General features: G+C 71.4%; 11 protein-coding genes. 4 read left to right on the plus strand and 7 right to left on the minus strand.

Annotation, left to right across the window (positions count from 1 at the left end; all coding sequences use genetic code 11):
* Positions 1 to 254 precede the first annotated feature (254 nt).
* Both AOK24_RS10540 and lanKC read right to left on the minus strand, forming a co-directional pair.
* The gene (locus AOK24_RS10540; protein ID WP_055719801.1) at positions 255 to 365 is read right to left on the minus strand and encodes a SapB/AmfS family lanthipeptide; all 111 of its coding nucleotides are present in this window, start codon (positions 363 to 365) and stop codon (positions 255 to 257) included.
* A gap of 51 nt (positions 366 to 416) precedes the next feature.
* On the minus strand, positions 417 to 3,029 hold the full coding sequence (gene lanKC / locus AOK24_RS10545) for a class III lanthionine synthetase LanKC (RefSeq protein ID WP_055719802.1): 2,613 nt from the start codon (positions 3,027 to 3,029) through the stop codon (positions 417 to 419).
* 216 nt (positions 3,030 to 3,245) lie between these two features.
* Here lanKC and AOK24_RS10550 point away from each other — a divergent pair, with 216 nt between their 5' ends.
* Complete coding sequence (locus AOK24_RS10550; protein WP_055719803.1) at positions 3,246 to 5,669, plus strand: SpoIIE family protein phosphatase; 2,424 nt, start codon at positions 3,246 to 3,248, stop codon at positions 5,667 to 5,669.
* 41 nt (positions 5,670 to 5,710) lie between these two features.
* Here the strand turns inward: AOK24_RS10550 and AOK24_RS10555 are convergent, their stop codons facing one another.
* Together AOK24_RS10555 and AOK24_RS10560 are read right to left on the minus strand one after the other, a co-directional pair.
* Positions 5,711 to 6,589: an oxygenase MpaB family protein gene (locus AOK24_RS10555; protein WP_420876660.1), complete on the minus strand. Its 879-nt coding sequence runs from the start codon at positions 6,587 to 6,589 to the stop codon at positions 5,711 to 5,713.
* Positions 6,590 to 6,636: 47 nt separating this feature from the next.
* Positions 6,637 to 7,695 carry an alpha/beta hydrolase gene (locus AOK24_RS10560; protein ID WP_055719804.1) on the minus strand — a complete coding sequence of 353 codons (1,059 nt, stop codon included), beginning with the start codon at positions 7,693 to 7,695 and terminating at the stop codon, positions 6,637 to 6,639.
* Positions 7,696 to 7,898: 203 nt separating this feature from the next.
* Here AOK24_RS10560 and AOK24_RS10565 point away from each other — a divergent pair, with 203 nt between their 5' ends.
* Positions 7,899 to 9,758 carry a glycoside hydrolase family 5 protein gene (locus AOK24_RS10565; RefSeq protein WP_055719805.1) on the plus strand — a complete coding sequence of 620 codons (1,860 nt, stop codon included), beginning with the start codon at positions 7,899 to 7,901 and terminating at the stop codon, positions 9,756 to 9,758.
* Between the two features lie 54 nt (positions 9,759 to 9,812).
* Here AOK24_RS10565 and AOK24_RS10570 read toward each other — a convergent pair whose 3' ends face one another.
* Positions 9,813 to 11,057, minus strand: coding sequence for a YncE family protein (locus AOK24_RS10570; RefSeq protein ID WP_055719806.1), 1,245 nt, complete (start codon positions 11,055 to 11,057; stop codon positions 9,813 to 9,815).
* A gap of 169 nt (positions 11,058 to 11,226) precedes the next feature.
* Here AOK24_RS10570 and AOK24_RS10575 point away from each other — a divergent pair, with 169 nt between their 5' ends.
* Entirely contained in the window at positions 11,227 to 11,889 is a 663-nt protein-coding gene (locus tag AOK24_RS10575; protein ID WP_055719807.1) for a TetR/AcrR family transcriptional regulator, read from the plus strand.
* A gap of 42 nt (positions 11,890 to 11,931) precedes the next feature.
* Here AOK24_RS10575 and AOK24_RS10580 read toward each other — a convergent pair whose 3' ends face one another.
* Positions 11,932 to 13,143 (minus strand): glycosyltransferase, encoded by a 1,212-nt coding sequence (locus tag AOK24_RS10580; protein ID WP_055719827.1) that lies wholly within the window; start codon positions 13,141 to 13,143, stop codon positions 11,932 to 11,934.
* A gap of 207 nt (positions 13,144 to 13,350) precedes the next feature.
* On the opposite strand from AOK24_RS10580, the gene AOK24_RS10585 reads away from it, so the two are divergent.
* Positions 13,351 to 15,285 (plus strand): ricin-type beta-trefoil lectin domain protein, encoded by a 1,935-nt coding sequence (locus tag AOK24_RS10585; protein ID WP_055719808.1) that lies wholly within the window; start codon positions 13,351 to 13,353, stop codon positions 15,283 to 15,285.
* Positions 15,286 to 15,333: 48 nt separating this feature from the next.
* Here the strand turns inward: AOK24_RS10585 and AOK24_RS10590 are convergent, their stop codons facing one another.
* A complete protein-coding gene (locus AOK24_RS10590) occupies positions 15,334 to 16,170 on the minus strand; it encodes a bifunctional 5,10-methylenetetrahydrofolate dehydrogenase/5,10-methenyltetrahydrofolate cyclohydrolase (protein ID WP_055719809.1) in 837 nt (278 codons plus the stop codon).
* Positions 16,171 to 16,190 lie beyond the last annotated feature (20 nt).

A 16,190-nucleotide genomic window follows, 5' to 3' on the forward strand; every position in this document is an offset into this window, starting at 1 on the left:
CCCCAGCACGGCGGGCAACGCGAGCCCCGCCCCGGTGGCCCCCACACTCGCCAGAGCCAGCCCGGCACACCGGACCCCGCTGTGCCGCAGGGCGTCCCTCAGCAGCCCCCGTGTCCGGACCCCCACCGGGTCGTCACCCACCGGCTCCCCTTCCCTGAGCTTTCCCGCGCGAACGACCCCGAGGGCCGACCCCCGTAAGGGAGCGGCCCTCAAGGCTTCGTACTAGCGACGACAGAGCGGCGTCGTCTTCCTGATCAGAGACAGAGCAGGACGCTCGCGGCGCTGATGCAGGACAGGAGGCTGAGGGTGCTCTGGCCGCCGGTGTACTCCTCGGACTCCATCGTCTGCAGGTCGAGCAGTGCCATGGTGTGCTCCTTCCGGGTTGTCCCGTCGATTCCCGTGGGGACGGGGGTGGTTCACGACTCCGTCGGAGCCGTGCTCTGGGGCCGCCGGGAGGGCGGCGGGAGGAACGGCAGGTGCGCGGCGCCGCGGTCCTCGGCGAGTGCCGAGGCGAGCGCCAGCAGGCAGCCGGCCGTTCCGGTGGCGAGGTCCATGGACAGGCGCATCATCTGGTGGCCGGGGAAGGCGAGCTGTCCCTGGTAGGGCATGGCCAGCCAGTCCAGCGCGTCGATCTGCGCGGTGAGCCGGGACCCCGCGGCGCCCGGCATCGTCGTACGCGCCAGGTGCAGGACCATCCCGGCGCGTCCCTGGAGGAGTCCGGGCTGGGCGTAGAAGCGGCAGGTGGCGGCGGTGAGGATGCCGGTGCGGGCCTGCTCGAAGCCGTCGTCGGGGGCGTGGGCGAGGTAGTCGTCCAGGACCAGTCCGATCCCCGCGCTGCCGTCCCCGAGGTAGGGCATCGTCCGCCACCCCTCGTCGACTTCGAGGGACCCGCCCTGCTGGACGACGCACCCTTCGAGGTCCCGGCGCAGCGCGGTCCCCGCGGCCTCCAGCAGCGCCTTGTCGCCGGTGCGTTCGTACTGCCGCAGCAGCAGGAGCGCGGGCCCGGTCGCCCCCCGCATCAGCCCCACCCGGGGCCGGGGCTTGGCGGGGCGCGGCTCGGCGAGCCGCCGTACGAGGATGTCGGCGGCCTCGGCGGCGTGCGCGTCCAGCGACGGTTCGCCCGTGAGGTCCGCGAGCCCGCCCAGCACGAGGCCGAGGCCCGCGAGGCCCCCTTGCAGGTCGGACGACAGCTTCTGCCAGCGTTCGCGCAGGATGCCGGAGACGAGGTCGAGGGCGCGCTCGCGGTGCCCGAGGAGCGCGAGGACGTGCGCGACGCCCGCGAGCCCGTCGTACAGGCCGAGCGGCGTGCCCGGGGGCGGCGGGGCCGTGTGGTCGAGGAGCCAGCGCTCGCCCTCCTCGTAGCGGTCGGCGCCGGCGGCGCGCAGCGCGTACAGGACCCCCGCCGCGCCGTGCGCGACCCCGAGGCCGCCGCCGTCCGAGAACTGGGCGACGTCGCCGGGGAAGAGCCGGTCGTCGCGGTCCGGCGTCGCCGACGCCAGGACCGCCTTGACCATGGAGTCCCGGCTGTGCGGCCACTCGGCGGGGGCCGGCCAGGCGGCGCGCGCGCCGACCCCGTCCCCTGCCGGGGCCGGCGCGCCGTACGAGGGATCGCGGGTGATCTCCGCGACCGCCTCGGCCAGGAACTCGCGCGGCACGTCGGGGAACTGCTCCCCGATCACCTCGGCGAGGTGTGCCGCCTTGCCCCGGTCGACGACGAACAGCGTCGTCACCGGCAGGAACAGGGCGAGCCGCAGACAGGCCAGGGCGTACAGGTCGACGTCGACGCCTCTGCGCTCCGGCGGCGCGAAGAACCCGGGGTGCGCGACGACCTGCCGGCCGTTCGCGCTCACCGGCGCCGCCGCCTCGAAGTCGAGCAGGCTCACCGACTCGTCGGGCCCGACCATGATGTTGAAGACGTGCAGGTCGTTGAAGGCGATCCCGCGCGCGTGCACGGCGGCCACCGCCCGCTCCACCTTCCCGTGGATGCGTACGGCCCACTCGGTGTACGCGGCGACGGCCGCCGGGTCCGGGTCGGGCACCAGCAGCGGATGCCGCTCGGCGAAGAACGAGTTGAGGGGCTTGCCCTCCAGGAAGTCCATGACGAGGAACCGGTGCCCGCCCAGCTCGAACCAGTCCCGCACCTCCGGCACGACCCCCGTACCGGCGACGGCCTGCAACGCCCGCATCTCCCGCTCCAGCCGGGCGATGGCGTCGGCCCCGTCGGAGGCGAGCCCCGCGTGCGGACGCCCCTCCTTGAGGACGACCTTCTCCCCGGTCCGCGTGTCGACGCCCTGGTAGACGCCGCCCCCGTTGGAGAAGTGCAGCGCCTTCTCGATCCGGTACGGCAGCTCGCCGACCGTCGTCGTGTTGCGCGCCGCGAGATGGGGTTCGAGGAACTTGGGCAGCGTCACCCATTCGGGCACCTGGAACGAGGGTGCCCGGCGGTCCGGGACCAGCGTCCCCGAGCCGTCCCGCACCGCCGGCACCAGCGAGCCCCGCTCGTCGACCACGAACCGCCGCGCGAACGCGCCGTAGCGGACGTACAGCGGGCCGTCGTACCAGCGCAGGTCGGTCAGGATGTACGGCCCCTCGAAGCCCTCCAGGAGCGCTCCCAGCTCGCGCAGCACCTCGTGGAGCTGGTCCTCGCCCGCCGGGTAGACGGTGACGAACTTGCCGCTGCCGTCGCGGCCCGCGTACTTCGTGTTGCGCAGGTGCAGCAGGTGCGGACCCGGCACGAACTTGAACGGGATGCGGCGCGGCACGCAGTAGTCCCACACGATCGCCGCGATCCGGTCGGCGTTCTCGCGGGTGGCCGAGGCGTGGATCTTCCACCCCTGCTCCGGGCCCTCCGCGTGCGGCGGCGTCAGCGTCAGCCAGTCGCCGGAACGCGCCGACTCCCAGCCCGCCGGCACCGGCCTGCGCGCCGTCGCGAACCACCCCGCGGACTCGTCCCGGCCGGCGCCCAGCCGGTCCGGCGTCTCGTAGAAGTGCGCGTCCGCCAGCGCGTAGACCTCGTACCGCTTGTCCATGCGTCCCCCTCCGTGGGCCGGCACTGAGATTTCCAGGGCGCGGAGGCCGCCGACAGTCACGGCTGTCATGAGATGGACATGCGGAACGCACGGGTAAAGACATGTTCGGGATGTTTCGATCCCGCCGTCCGCCGGAGTGCGCCCTTCCGCACCTCCGGGGACGCCGGAACGCTCCCAGGGGCTGCGCGAAGGCGGCGCAAGCGCTGTAATACGGACGTGGTGACTGAGGGTGGTGCGCGGCAGGGAGGGCGGGCGCCGCGTGCCGAAGTGGCCCTCAAGACCGTCGGGGCGGATCCGCACTCACCCGAACGGGTGAGGCGGACGCTGGAGCAGGCGCTCGTCTTCGCGGGCGCCTCCTGCGCCGCCGGCTACGCGCCCGGCGCCGACGGCCTGCTGTGCCTCGTCGACTCCGCGGGCGTCCCGCGCACCCTCTTCGGCCTGCGCGAGACCTACCCGCCCGACGGGAACTCCCCGGTCGCCCTCGCCGTCCGCACCGGACGCCCCGTACGGCTCGGCCCCGGCGACCTCGCCGACTGCGCGGAATCCCGCCGGATGGCCGCCGGAGAGGTCCACCTGACCGCCCTGCCGGCCGGCGGCGGCTGCCTGGTCGCCGTCGGGGAGCGGCCCTTCGACGCCGACGACCGCGAGTGCCTCGCCCTCGTCGCCGACGCCCTCACCTGGCCCGAATCCCCGGCCACCCCGCCCGACGAGGTCGGCGGCGACGGCTTCGCCCTCGCCATGGACACCGGCCGCGTCGAGGCCGGCGACCGCCTCCTGGAGCTGTTCGGGATCGCCCGCGACCAGTTCGACGGCCGCGTGGAGACCCTCCTCGGCCTCGCCGTCCCCGAGGACCTCCCCGCCCTGATGTCGGTCGTCGAGGCCGACCACATGTCCCTCGGCGACCGCGAACTGGAGTTCCGGGTCATCGGCCCCACCGGCACGCCCCGCTGGCTGCGCCTGAGCGGACGCCTCGCCCAGGCCGAGGCGGGCCGCCCCGTACGGCTCGTCGGCACGGTCGCCGACGCCGCCGCCGTACGGCCCGAGGTCACCGACGTCGCCCGCGTCCAGCGGCTCGCCGCCGCCCTCTCCACCGCCGGGACCGTCCGCGACGTCAGCCACGCCGTCGTCTCCGCCCTGCGCGGCCCCCTGCGCGCCGACCGGATCGCCCTCGCCGAGCTGGAGGGCGAGCGGCTCGTCGTCACCGTCCTCGACCCGCCCTACCCCGAGTCCTGGCCCGAGCTGTGGCGCCTGGAGTGGCGCGGTGAGTGGCCCGACGCGCCCATGGGGTCCCTGCCGACGCTGGCCGCCGTGCTGCGCGAGGGGCGGGTACGGATCTGGAACGCCGGAACCGCCCTGGAACCGGCGCTCGGCGACCTCGGGCCCGGGGGCCTCGCCGTGCTGCCGCTGGCCGCAGCGGGCCGTACGGTCGGCGCCTGCCTCGTCGGCTGGAACGCCCCGCACGACTTCGGCCCCGACGAGCGCGCCCTCCTCACCGCCTCCGCCGGGCTCGCCGGACAGGCCCTCACCCGCGCCCACGCCTTCGACGCCGAGCACGAACTCGTCGGCATGCTCCAGCGCCAGCTGCTGCCCCGCAGCCTGCCCCGCCTGCCCGGCGGCGTCGCCGTCGCCCGCTACCTCCCCGCCACGGCCGGCCTGGAGGTCGGCGGCGACTGGTACGACGTCATCCCCCTGCCCGACAACCACGTCGCCCTCGTCATCGGCGACGTCCAGGGCCACAGCACCGCCGCCGCGACCCTCATGGGCCAGATGCGCACCGCCCTGCGCGCCTACTCCACCGAGGGCCACCCGCCCGACGTCGTCGTCGCCCACGCCAACCGCCTCCTCCTCGAACTGGAGACGGACCTCTTCGTCACCTGTGTGTACGTCGACGTCGACATGGAGTCCGGCACCGCCTGGTGCGTCCGCGCCGGGCACCCGCCGCCCGCCCTGCGTCACCCGGACGGCTCCACGGAGGTCGCCGACGAGGACGGGGGGCCGCCGCTCGGCGTCGTCGCCCAGGCGGAGTTCCCGCTCGTGCCGCTGCGGCTGCGGGAGGGGACGGTCGTCGCGCTCATGACGGACGGCCTCGTCGAGTCCGCCGGCTCCTCCATGGACGAGGGCTTCGCACGGGTCTGCACCGGGCTCGCCGCCGCCGACCCCGCCCACCTCGACCTCGTCGCCGACGGCCTCCTCACCCAGGCGCACCGCGGCGACGACATCGCCCTGCTCCTCCTGCGCTACGACGGCATGTCGGTCCGGCCCCTCCGCGAGGGCTGGACCGTCTGGCGGGTCCCCGAGGCCTCCCGCCACGCCCGCCGCTTCACGCGGCGCACGCTGAAGAGCTGGGGGGTCGAGGACTCCGAGATGGACGGCGCACTCCTGGCCGTGTCCGAGCTGGTCACGAACGCGCTGATCCACACGGAGGGCCAGGTCCGCCTGGACATGACCCTGCTGGGACGCCGTCTGCGGCTCGCGGTCACGGACACGTCACCCAGAACGCCCGTGAAGCCGACGGGCCTGAGCTGGGAGGCGACCGGCGGGCGGGGAATCCTGCTGGTGGAGGCGGTGTCGGAGGCGTGGGGGACGGTACCGGTCAGCGGGGGCAAGCAGGTGTGGTGCGAACTGCGGCTGGACACGTAGGGCCCGTCCGGCCGCGGCCTGAGCCGCCGGACAGGCCCTGGTCATGTCAGCCGCCCCCTTGCCGCAGCCTGGATCTTCGACGGGCCCAGGCCCCATTCCAGCGTGCGCCCCACCGCCGTGGCCAGCGGCCGGTCCCAGGCGGTGCGGACGGCGGCGGGGCGGTGGATGCCCATTTCGGCGCGCGCCCAATCCGGCAGCAGCCCTATCGACGCGTTCATGAGCCGCCCGACCACCAGCCGCTCCCGCCGGGTGCGGCCGAAGCGGCGCAGGAACCGGACCGAGTCCAGTGCGGCCGGGGTGGCGTGGAGGTGGGGGCGGAGCCGGTCGAGGTACCGGGCGACTTCGAGCGACGTACGCGGTACGCCCCGCGCGCCCAGTGCCTCGGCGACGGGGGCGACCTGGTCGTAGTACGCGTCGCACTCGGCCGGCGTCAGCCGCTGCGCGCGGGGCGCGTACGCCTGGTGCCCGGCGAGGAAGCTGCTCACCTCGGCGGTGTGCACCCAGGTGAGCAGGGCGGGGTCGTCCGCGCGGTACGGGCGGCCGTCGGGCGCCGTGCCGTTCACCTTGGTGTGGATGCGCTTGACCAGGTCGATCACCTCGCGGGCGGCCGGCGCGGAGCCGAACGTCGTCGTCGTGACGAACCGCACGGTCCCGTTCAGCCGCCCGACCGGATCCGCGCGGAAGTCGGAGTGCTGGTCGACCCCCGCCATGGCCAGCGGATGCAGCGACTGGAGCATCAGCGCGGCGAATCCGCCGGTCAGCATCCCGGTGGCCTGCCCGTGCACCTGCCACACCGGGTCGCCGGGCGCGATCCCGAACAGCCCGGGATCGCCGTACGGCTGCGCGTACCGCTCCAGGTGCAGGTCGCCGCCGTGCATGGTCGCCGTGAGTTCCGCCGAGATCCGCTCCCGAAGTCCCACCCTCACCTCCAGGCTCTGGAGGTGAGGTTACCGACTGGGCCCCGGTCTCAGCGCGGTGCCCGCAGCCACTGGCTGAGCAGTGTGAACGCCTCCGGGTACTCCGCCTTCCAGGTGTTGTAGTTGTGCCCGCCGCTGCTCAGCAGCTGCGTACGGATCTCGACCGGCGTCCCCGCGGCGGCTGCCACGAACTGCTCGATGGAGGAGGCCGGGCTGAGCCGGTCCTGGCGGGACGTCGCGAGGAAGAGGCTCACCCGTGCCTTGGTCCCCCTGACCATGTGGGTGGGGGCGTTGCGGCGGCGTACGGCGGGGTCGGTGAGGACCGACGTGTCGCCGGTCAGCGGGTCGGGGTCGAGGGCCGCGCCCGCGCCGAACACCTTGGGGAACTGGAGGGGCAGCTTCACGGCGCAGAACCCGCCCGTGGAGTACCCGGCGACCCCCCACCCGCCGGGCCCGCTGATCGTCCGGAACTTCGTCCGCACCAGGTCGGGCACGTCGGCGGAGAGCCAGGTGGCGACCTTGTGGCCGGGCAGGTCACTGCAATCCGTGTCGACGCTGCCGGGGTTCACGACCGGCATGACCAGGATGAAGGGGTGGACGGCGCGCTGCGCCAGCAGGTCGGCGAAGTCGCCCGGCATCCCGCCGTGCTCCAGCCAGGACTGCGGCGACCCCGGCACCCCGTGCAGCAGCATCAGCACGGGGAAGCGCTTGGTGCGGTACGTGGCCTCGTCGTACTGGGGCGGCGTCCACACGAGGACCTGTCCGGACAGCAGCGACTTCTTGCCCCGGAAGTAGGTGTCGAGGACGCCGTCCTGCGTGCCCTTGCTGAACTTGGCCCGGTCGACCGGCGGCCCCGGCATGGTCATCGCGGTCGTGTTGTCGGTGCCCATCAGGTCGTCCCAGGAGGCGTACAGGCCGTAACTGTTGTTGATCCACACGGCCACCACGGAGATCGCGGTGAGCTGGCACACGCCGATCAGCACCGCCTGTACCGCCCACCGCACCACACGCGGTCCCCGAACCCTCGCCCACAACGCGATGGTCGCCACCACCGCCAGCGCGGTCACCGCCACGAGAACGACGAAGAACGCCGTACCTGTCAGCGACATGACCACCTCCTGATCCTTACCGGACAACTTTGCTACTTCTGTACCAAAGAGACGAGTCGAGGGCCGTCCCTGTTGGCCATGGAACGGTCAAGGATCTTCGAGTCCGGCAAGGCGGCGGCTGGTGGGCGGCTGGTGGGATACAAGAGCAGAAACTTACTCATGAGTCAGAAGTATTGACGCTGTCCGGAAAACAACCGAATGTAATGGACATGCCGAATATTCGGGCTCGTCTGCTCGCTGTTCTGGTTGTCCTCTGCGGATTCCTGGCGACGCTGGTCCCACAGGCCGGTGCCGCCGCCCCTGTCCCCGACTCCCTGTCGTTCGACGGCACCGCCCTCACCGTCGCGAACGGCCGCTTCGTCGACGCCACCGGCCGCGAGGTCGTGCTGCGCGGCTACAACGTCTCCGGCGAGACCAAGCTCGACGAGAACAAGGGCCTGCCCTTCGCCTCCGTCGCCGACGCCAAGAAGTCCGCCACCGCGCTGCGCGCCCTCGGCGGCGGGAACTCCGTACGCTTCCTCCTCTCCTGGGCCTACGCCGAACCCGTACGCGGACAGCTCGACGCCGCGTACATCTCGGCCGCCACCGCCCAGATCGGCGCCTTCCTGGACGCCGGGATCCGGGTCTACCCCGACTTCCACCAGGACCTGTACTCCCGGTACGTCTTCAACTCCGGCAGCTGGTACACCGGCGACGGCGCCCCCAAGTGGGCCGTGGACCTCGGGGGTTACCCGCGGGAGTCGTGCGGCATCTGCATCATGTGGGGCCAGAACATCACCCAGAACAACGCGGTGAAGGCCGGCCAGTACGACTTCTGGAACAACAACCACGGCGTCCAGGACAGCTTCCTGACGACCGCTCAGAAAGTCATGGCCTATCTCAAGCAGAACCTGACGGACGATCAGTTCAAGGGTGTCATCGGCTTCAACCCCTACAACGAGCCCTACGCCGGCACCTACGACTCCGGCCAGAAGAGCCGGAGTTGGGAGCAGAACCTGCTCTGGCCGTTCTACGTGAAGTTCCGCGCCCGCATGGACGCGGCGGGCTGGCAGGACAAGCCCGCGATGATCGAACCCAACCTCTTCTGGAACGGCAACGTCAGCAAGGAGGAGGGCGGCTTCCTCGACGTCGGCACCCTCGGCTCCCGCTACGTCTTCAACACCCACTTCTACGACCAGAAGGCCATCTCCGGCATCCTCATGTGGGGCAACGCCTCCGACGGCCAGTACGTCACCGACTTCGGCACCGTCCGCGACCGCGCCACGGCGACGGGGACGACGGCCATCGTCAGCGAGTTCGGCCACCCCCTGGCCGGTGCGACCGCCGGCAAGGCCCCGACCGTCCTCAAGGCCATGTACCAGGCCCTCGACTCCCGCGTGAAGGGCGCCAACTGGTGGTCCACGCCCGCGAGTTCGGGCCCCGTCCTGTCCGGCTCGCAGTGGCAGTGGGACATCTACAACGGACGCCACCACGAATACATGAACGGCAACCCCGACAAGCTCCTCACCACCGGCGACGCCTGGAACGACGAGGACCTCTCCGCCGTACGCCTCGACGACTCCGGAACGCCGGTGCTGCGGCAGGACGGACGGCTCCTCGACCGGGTCTACCCGAGCGCCACCGCCGGTACGACGCTGGCGTTCACCTACGAGGACCGCTCACGTGACGGCTCGACCGTCCTGACCTGGAACCCGGTGCCCGGTTCGCTGCCGAACGTGTCCTCGCTCGTCGGGTCGGGGCAGTACAGCGTGCTCGTGTGGCGTTCCAACGGGGGCTCCGCGCCTACCGAGTTGCACCTCCCGGCGACCTTCCCGACGGCCACGACCACCGTCGTCTCCGACCTCGGGACGGTGCACGGGCCGGGGGCGTACTCGGCGTCCACGAAGATCGGCGCGGCGGCCGAACCGGGCGGTACCGGGAGCCGGAGACTGCTGCTGAGCGCCTCCGACTCGGGGACCCTGCACTACGCGCTCGTCACCAACGGGGCGTCCGCGCCGTCGAGTTCGGCGCTGGCCGCCGCTCGTACGGAGCTGGCGGGGTGGGTGGCGCAGAAGTTCAGCTGAACGTGGTGCGTCCCCTCGGGAACTCTCCCGAGGGGACGCATCTTTGATGGGTTGTCAGGAGGGGGACGTCCACGTGGTCGCCACGTGACCCAGCCGGACGCGCTGCGGATGGTCGCCCACCGGCACCGACGTCACCTTCTGGCCGGTCGCGAAGTCGATCGCGGTGACCTGGTCGGCGCCGCTCTCCGAGACGATGCACGCCTTGCCGTCGCCGCTGACCGTCGCCCAGTAGGGCTTGGAGGCGGTGACCAGCGGGCCTTCCTGGAGCGTCGTGCGGTTCACGACGGTCGCGTAGTCGTCCATGGTGCCCGCGACGCACAGCTTGCTGCCGTCCGGGCTCATCGAGATCCCGTGGTGGCGCGAGTCGTTGACGAACGAGGTGCGGTCGTCGCTGGTCGCCGCGTTCTTCGGGAGGGTCTTCGTACGGGTGATGCGGTCGGTCGCGAGGTCGTACTCGAAGAAGCCGTTGAAGAACGACACCTGGAAGTACAGCTTCGACTCGTCCGGCGAGAACACCGCCGGGCGGACCGCGTCCGAGTAGTCGGTCAGGCCGATCGCGTCCAGCCGCGCACGCATGTCGATGACCTTGACCTGCTGGTACGTGGTCGCGTCGACGACCGTGATGCGCCGGTCGCCCTTCGTCCAGTCCAGCCAGGGCGCGTCGAGGCTCGTGTTCACGTCCCCGATCGACATGTTGTAGATGTACTTGCCGTCCTTGGTGAAGATGTTCTCGTGCGGCTTGTCGCCGGTGGCGAACTTGCCGAGCTGGCGGCCCGTGTTGATGTCCAGCACGTGCACGGTGTTCGAGATCGAGGCGGAGACCGCGACGCGCGTGCCGTCGGGGGAGACCGCCATGTGGTCGGAACGGTAACCCGACACCGGGAAGCGCCAGTTGATGGCCCCGGTGGCGAGGTCGATGGACACGACGTCGGCGAAGCTCGGGCGGGAGACGACCACCGACGCGCCGTCCGGCGTGGTGTACATGTCGTCCACGAACTGGTCGTGGCCCTCGCCGACGCCGTTGCGGATCGCGGTGAAGTAGATCCACTTGATCGGGTCGGCCTGGATCTCCGCCATCCGCTGGTCCTTGTCCGGGATGACGTTGATGCGGCCGATCTTCGCGTAGTCGCCGGTCGACTTGATGACGTCGGCGGTGCCGTCCCAGTTGTTCCCGACGAACAGCACCTCCCGCAACGCCGCCGCGTCCGGGGCGGCGTGCGCGGAGGCGACAGGGGCGGCGAGGGTCAGGGTGAGAGCGGCGGCAAGCGTGCACAGGTGCCTGGATCTGACAGCAGGCATGGGGGGTGTTGCCTCCATCCGAGGGCGGTGACAGGGGTGAAAGCGGCTCCGCCAGATCTGAAGACGTGCGATTCCAGATCTGACTTACTGGAAAGTAAGGAGGGGGTGGCCTTCGCCACAAGACTCCGGACACGACAAAATTGGCCGCAGGAGCGAACGAGGAGGGTCATTGACGGGCAGGCTCAAAGGGCCGACCGGTCGGTACGGTGGCAAAAGCGCGGAAGAACGGCAGGCCGAACGGCGTCGCCGCTTCCTCGCGGCTGCCCTGGAGCTGTTCGGGGGAGCGCCGGGGTACCGGGGCACGACCGTCGCCGCGCTCAGCGAGGCCGCGGGGCTGTCCACCCGCCAGTTCTACGAGGAGTTCCGGACGCTGGAGGACGTGCTCGCGGCGCTGCACCTCCAGGTGAACGACTGGGCCGAGGAGGCGGTGCTCGACACGTTCGCCGCGGTGGACGATCTGCCGCTGGTCGAGCGCGTGACCGCGATCTTCCGGGCGTACGCCCGCAACGTGACGACCGACCCTCGCCGGATCCGCATCACGTTCGTGGAGATCGTGGGGGTCAGTCCTCGGCTGGAGTCCCAGCGCCTTGCCCGGCGGGCGCGGTGGATCGACCTCATCGTGGCGGAGGCGTCGGCTGCGGCGCTCCGGGGGGAGGCGGTCGAGCGGGACTATCGGCTGGCGGCGACCGCGTTCATCGGGAGTGTGAACGGGTTGCTGCACGACTGGAGTGCGGGGTGGGTGGAGGCGGGGCTCGATGAGGTGGTGGATGAGCTGGTGAGGCAGTTGCTGGGGATTCTGCGGCCGGTGGGGGAGTGGCCGGTTCGGGGGTGAGATGGAGGTGATCGGGTACGGGGGTGCGAGTGTGGGTGTGGGCTAAGCAAGCCTTCCCACCGCCTCCACTACTCTTGCCACCCCGTCCTCCCCGCGCACTCGCTCCCCCAACTCCCTTGCTCGCTCCGCGAATTCCGGTTCACCCGTCGCCCGCCGCAGCGCCTCCGCGAGCCGTTCCGTCGTCAGCCTTCTCAGGGGGATCGCCTCCGGTGCCACCCCCAGCGTGACCAGCCGTCTCGCCCAGAAGCCCTCGTCGAACTGGATCGGGACCGGCACCGATGGCACCCCGGCGCGGATGCCGGCCGCTGTCGTGCCCGCTCCGCAGTGGTGGACGACCGCAGCCGTCCGGGGAAACAGCAGCGAGTGAGGTACGTCCTCGATCGTCAGGATGTCGTCCCCCTCCGCCGCCAGGTCCGCCCAGCCACGTTGGATCACCCCCCGTAGCCCGGCGAGGCGCAGTGCGTGGACGATCTGAGTGCTCAGCGCCACCGGGTCGGGGACCGTCGCGCTGCCCAGGCCGACGAAGACCGGTGGGGGACCGGCGTCCAGGAAGTCCCTCAGGCGAGCCGGGAGTTGGGTGGTCGTGTCGTACGGCCACCAGTAGCCCGTGACCTCCAGGTCCGCGCGCCAGTCCGTGGGGCGGGGGACGACCGAGGGGCTGAAGCCGTGCAGCATCGGGCGGCGGGGCCGGCGTCGGCGGCGCGGCGGGCGGGGTACCCCCAACTCCGCGCGGACCGAAGGGAGTGCGGGGGCGAAGACGTGGTCCACGGAGCGGTCGACGACGTGGCCCGCGAGGAGGTTCAGGAGCGGGCCGTAGGAGCCCGCGCCGAGCATCGGGGGCGCGAACTCCCGTGTCGCGGTGATGGGTTGGAGGGGGAGGTCCAGCGCGGGGAGGTCGAGGGCCTCGGCGACGACGTGGCCCAGCGGGGACAGGGACGCGGACAGGAGCAGCGCGTCGCTCTTGCGGGCCGCCGCGACGACGTCGTACGCCATCTCGCCGACCAGCGACCGGGCCATCCCCACCACGCGGGCCAGTTTTCCGAGGCCGCTGCCGCTGCGGTGCAGGCCACGGCCGCGCGCGGACTCCAGCTCGGCGCGGGGGTCGACGGGCAGCGCGTGGAAGGCGACGCCGGACCCGGCGACGAGGGGTTCGAAGCGGGCGTGGGTGACCAGGGTGACCTCGTGTCCGGCGCCCACCAGGGCATGGCCGACCCCGGTGAAGGGGGCCACGTCGCCCCGGGAACCCGCCGTCATGATCGCGACTCGCACGAGCGACAGTATGGCGGCCGGGGCGTCGTGGAGGGGCGAACGACCCTGGAAAAAGAGCCAGTTCACTCCTGTCCCAGCCGTTGACTTCGCTACTCGCCGGTTCTATTTTCGGCCCGCGACACGTTCGATTCGTCGATCCCTGTTCGATACCCCGGACGAAATGCCGCTTCCCCCCGACCCTTACGGAGCCGCATGTACCCCCCTCTCCTGCGCCGGTGCAGATCCGTCGCCGCCCTCGCCCTGTCCGCGGCGGCGGCTCTCCTGTTCGTCCAGCCGGTCCCCGCCCAGGCCGCGACCTCGCGCCAGATCGCCGTACCGAGCGCGCCGATGGGCTGGGCCTCCTGGAACAGCTTCGCCGCGAAGATCGACTACGGCGTCATCAAGCAGCAGGTCGACGCGTTCGCGGCGGCCGGGCTGCCGGAGGCCGGGTACCGGTACGTCAACATCGACGAGGGCTGGTGGCAGGGCACGCGGGACGCCGCCGGGAACATCACCGTCGACCAGTCCGAGTGGCCCGGCGGCATGGCCGCGATCGCCGACTACATCCACAGCAAGGGCCTCAAGGCCGGGATCTACACCGACGCCGGGAAGGACGGCTGCGGGTACTACTACCCGACCGGCCGCCCCGCCGCGCCCGGCTCCGGCAGCGAGGGCCACTACGACCAGGACATGCTCCAGTTCTCGAAGTGGGGCTTCGACTTCGTGAAGGTCGACTGGTGCGGCGGCGACGCGGAGGGCCTCGACCCGGCGACCACGTACCGGTCCATCAGCGACGCGATCACCCGCGCGACCGCCACCACCGGCCGCCCGATGACGCTGTCGCTGTGCAACTGGGGCCGCAAGAACCCCTGGAACTGGGCGCCCGGCCAGGGCGCGATGTGGCGCACCAACGACGACATCATCCTCTACGGCAACAAGCCGTCCATGACGAACCTGCTCACCAACTTCGACCGGAACCTGCACCCCACCGCGCAGCACACCGGTTACTACAACGACGCCGACATGCTGATGACCGGCATGGACGGCTTCACCGCGGCCCAGAACCGCACCCACATGAACCTCTGGGCGATCTCCGGCGCCCCTCTCCTCGCGGGCAACAACCTGTCGACGATGACCGCCGAGACAGCCGCGATCCTCAAGAACCCCGAGGTCATCGCCGTCGACCAGGACCCGCGCGGGCTCCAGGGTGTCAAGGTCTCCGAGGACACGACCGGGCTCCAGGCGTACGGCAAGGTCCTCGCCGGCAACGGCAACCGCGCCGTCGTCCTCCTCAACCGCACGTCCGCCGCCGCGAACATCACCGTCCGCTGGTCCGACCTCGGCCTCACGGACGCGCCCGCGACCGTCCGCGACCTCTGGGCCCGCGCCAACATCGGCTCCTACAGCGGGAGTTACACCGCCAGTGTCCCGGCGGGCGGCTCCGTCATGCTCACCGTCACCGGTGGCACCGAGGCCGCGTCCAGTGTCCACACCGGCACCTCCTCCTTCTCCGGCGTCACCGCCGGATCCGGGGGCCTCAAGGTCGTCGACGTCGCGTACGTCAACAACACGTCGTCCGCCCGCACCGCCACGCTCAGCGTCAACGGCCAGCACACGACAGCGGTCTCCTTCCCGCCGACGGGCGCCTCCCCAGGCACGATCAGCGTCCAGGTCTCCCTGGCGAAGGGCTCCGCCAACACCCTGACCTTCACCGGCGCACCGACACTGGCCGACATCACAATCCATCCGCTACCGGGAACGAACGGCACCGAACTCATCGGCACCCAGTCCACCCGCTGCCTCGACATCGACGACAACACCATCGCCAACGGCACCCAGGCCCAACTCTGGGACTGCAACGCCGGCCAGAACCAGACCTGGACATACACCTCCCGCAAGGAACTCGTCCTGTACGGCAACAAGTGCCTCGACGCCTACAACCTCGGCACCACCAACGGCACGAAAACCGTCATCTGGGACTGCAACGGCCAGCCCAACCAGAAGTGGAACCTCAACCCGGACGGCACAATCACGAACGCCAACGCAGCCCTCTGCCTCGACGCGAACGCCGCCGGCACGACCAACGGCACACAACTCGTCCTGTGGACCTGCAACGGCCAGCCCAACCAGAAGTGGACCCGCAACTGACCGCACCGAGGGAGCGCCCCTGCCGCCGACCAGGGGCGCCCCCATCCCTCACCCGCCCATCTGCCGCTCCGCCGCCGTCACGGTCTGCTCCAACAACACGGAGATGGTCATCGGCCCCACCCCACCAGGCACGGGCGTGACCAACGAGGCCCGCTCCAGCGCGGACACGAAGTCGACGTCCCCGACGTTCCCCGGGTTGTACCCGGCATCGACAACCACCGCCCCGGGCTTGAGATCCCGCCCGGCGATGAGCTGCGGCCGTCCGACAGCCGCCACGACGATGTCGGCCTCACGGAGAACACCCGACAGGTCCCGCGTCCGCGAATGGCAGTACGTGACGGTCGCGTCCCGCGCCAGCAGCAGCATCCCAACAGGCTTGCCCAGAATGGCACTCCGCCCGACGATCACGGCCCGCTTCCCCGCCGGGTCCACCCCGTACTCGTCCAGCAGCCGCATGATCCCGCCCGGCGTGCACGACACGAACCCCGGCAGCCCGAAACTCATCGCCGCGAACGAGGCGAAGGTGACCCCGTCGACATCCTTCTCGGGCGCGATCGCCTCGAACGCCGCGCGCTCGTCGATGTGTTCGCCCATCGGGTGCTGGAGCAGAATGCCGTGCACACCAGGGTCCTCGGACAACTCGGTGAGCTTCGCGACGAGTTCGGCGGTCGTCGTCCCGGCGGGCAACGAGACGTGCCGCGACTCGATCCCCGCCTTCCGGCACCGGTTGCGCTTCATCCTGACGTACGTCACCGACGCGGGATCGTCGCCGACGAGAACCGTCGCGAGACAGGGCGGGCCAGGCAGCCGGGCCGCCCGCTTCGCCACGTCCTCCACGATCCGCGCCGCAAGGGCGGTGCCGTCCATGAGCCGGGCCTGGGGCATACGCGTCACACTCCTCGAGC

The sequence above is a fragment of the Streptomyces niveiscabiei genome (assembly GCF_001419795.1).
GTDB lineage: Bacteria > Actinomycetota > Actinomycetes > Streptomycetales > Streptomycetaceae > Streptomyces > Streptomyces niveiscabiei.

Coding starts and splice junctions, on each gene's coding strand:
- lanKC (WP_055719802.1), bottom strand. CDS start 3,029: ATGGACAAGCGGTACGAGGTCTACGCGCTGGCGGACGCGCACTTCTAC.
- AOK24_RS10560 (WP_055719804.1), bottom strand. CDS start 7,695: ATGTCGCTGACAGGTACGGCGTTCTTCGTCGTTCTCGTGGCGGTGACC.
- AOK24_RS10590 (WP_055719809.1), bottom strand. CDS start 16,170: ATGCCCCAGGCCCGGCTCATGGACGGCACCGCCCTTGCGGCGCGGATC.
- AOK24_RS10585 (WP_055719808.1), top strand. CDS start 13,351: ATGTACCCCCCTCTCCTGCGCCGGTGCAGATCCGTCGCCGCCCTCGCC.
- AOK24_RS10565 (WP_055719805.1), top strand. CDS start 7,899: ATGGACATGCCGAATATTCGGGCTCGTCTGCTCGCTGTTCTGGTTGTC.
- AOK24_RS10580 (WP_055719827.1), bottom strand. CDS start 13,143: ATGACGGCGGGTTCCCGGGGCGACGTGGCCCCCTTCACCGGGGTCGGC.
- AOK24_RS10570 (WP_055719806.1), bottom strand. CDS start 11,057: ATGCCTGCTGTCAGATCCAGGCACCTGTGCACGCTTGCCGCCGCTCTC.
- AOK24_RS10540 (WP_055719801.1), bottom strand. CDS start 365: ATGGCACTGCTCGACCTGCAGACGATGGAGTCCGAGGAGTACACCGGC.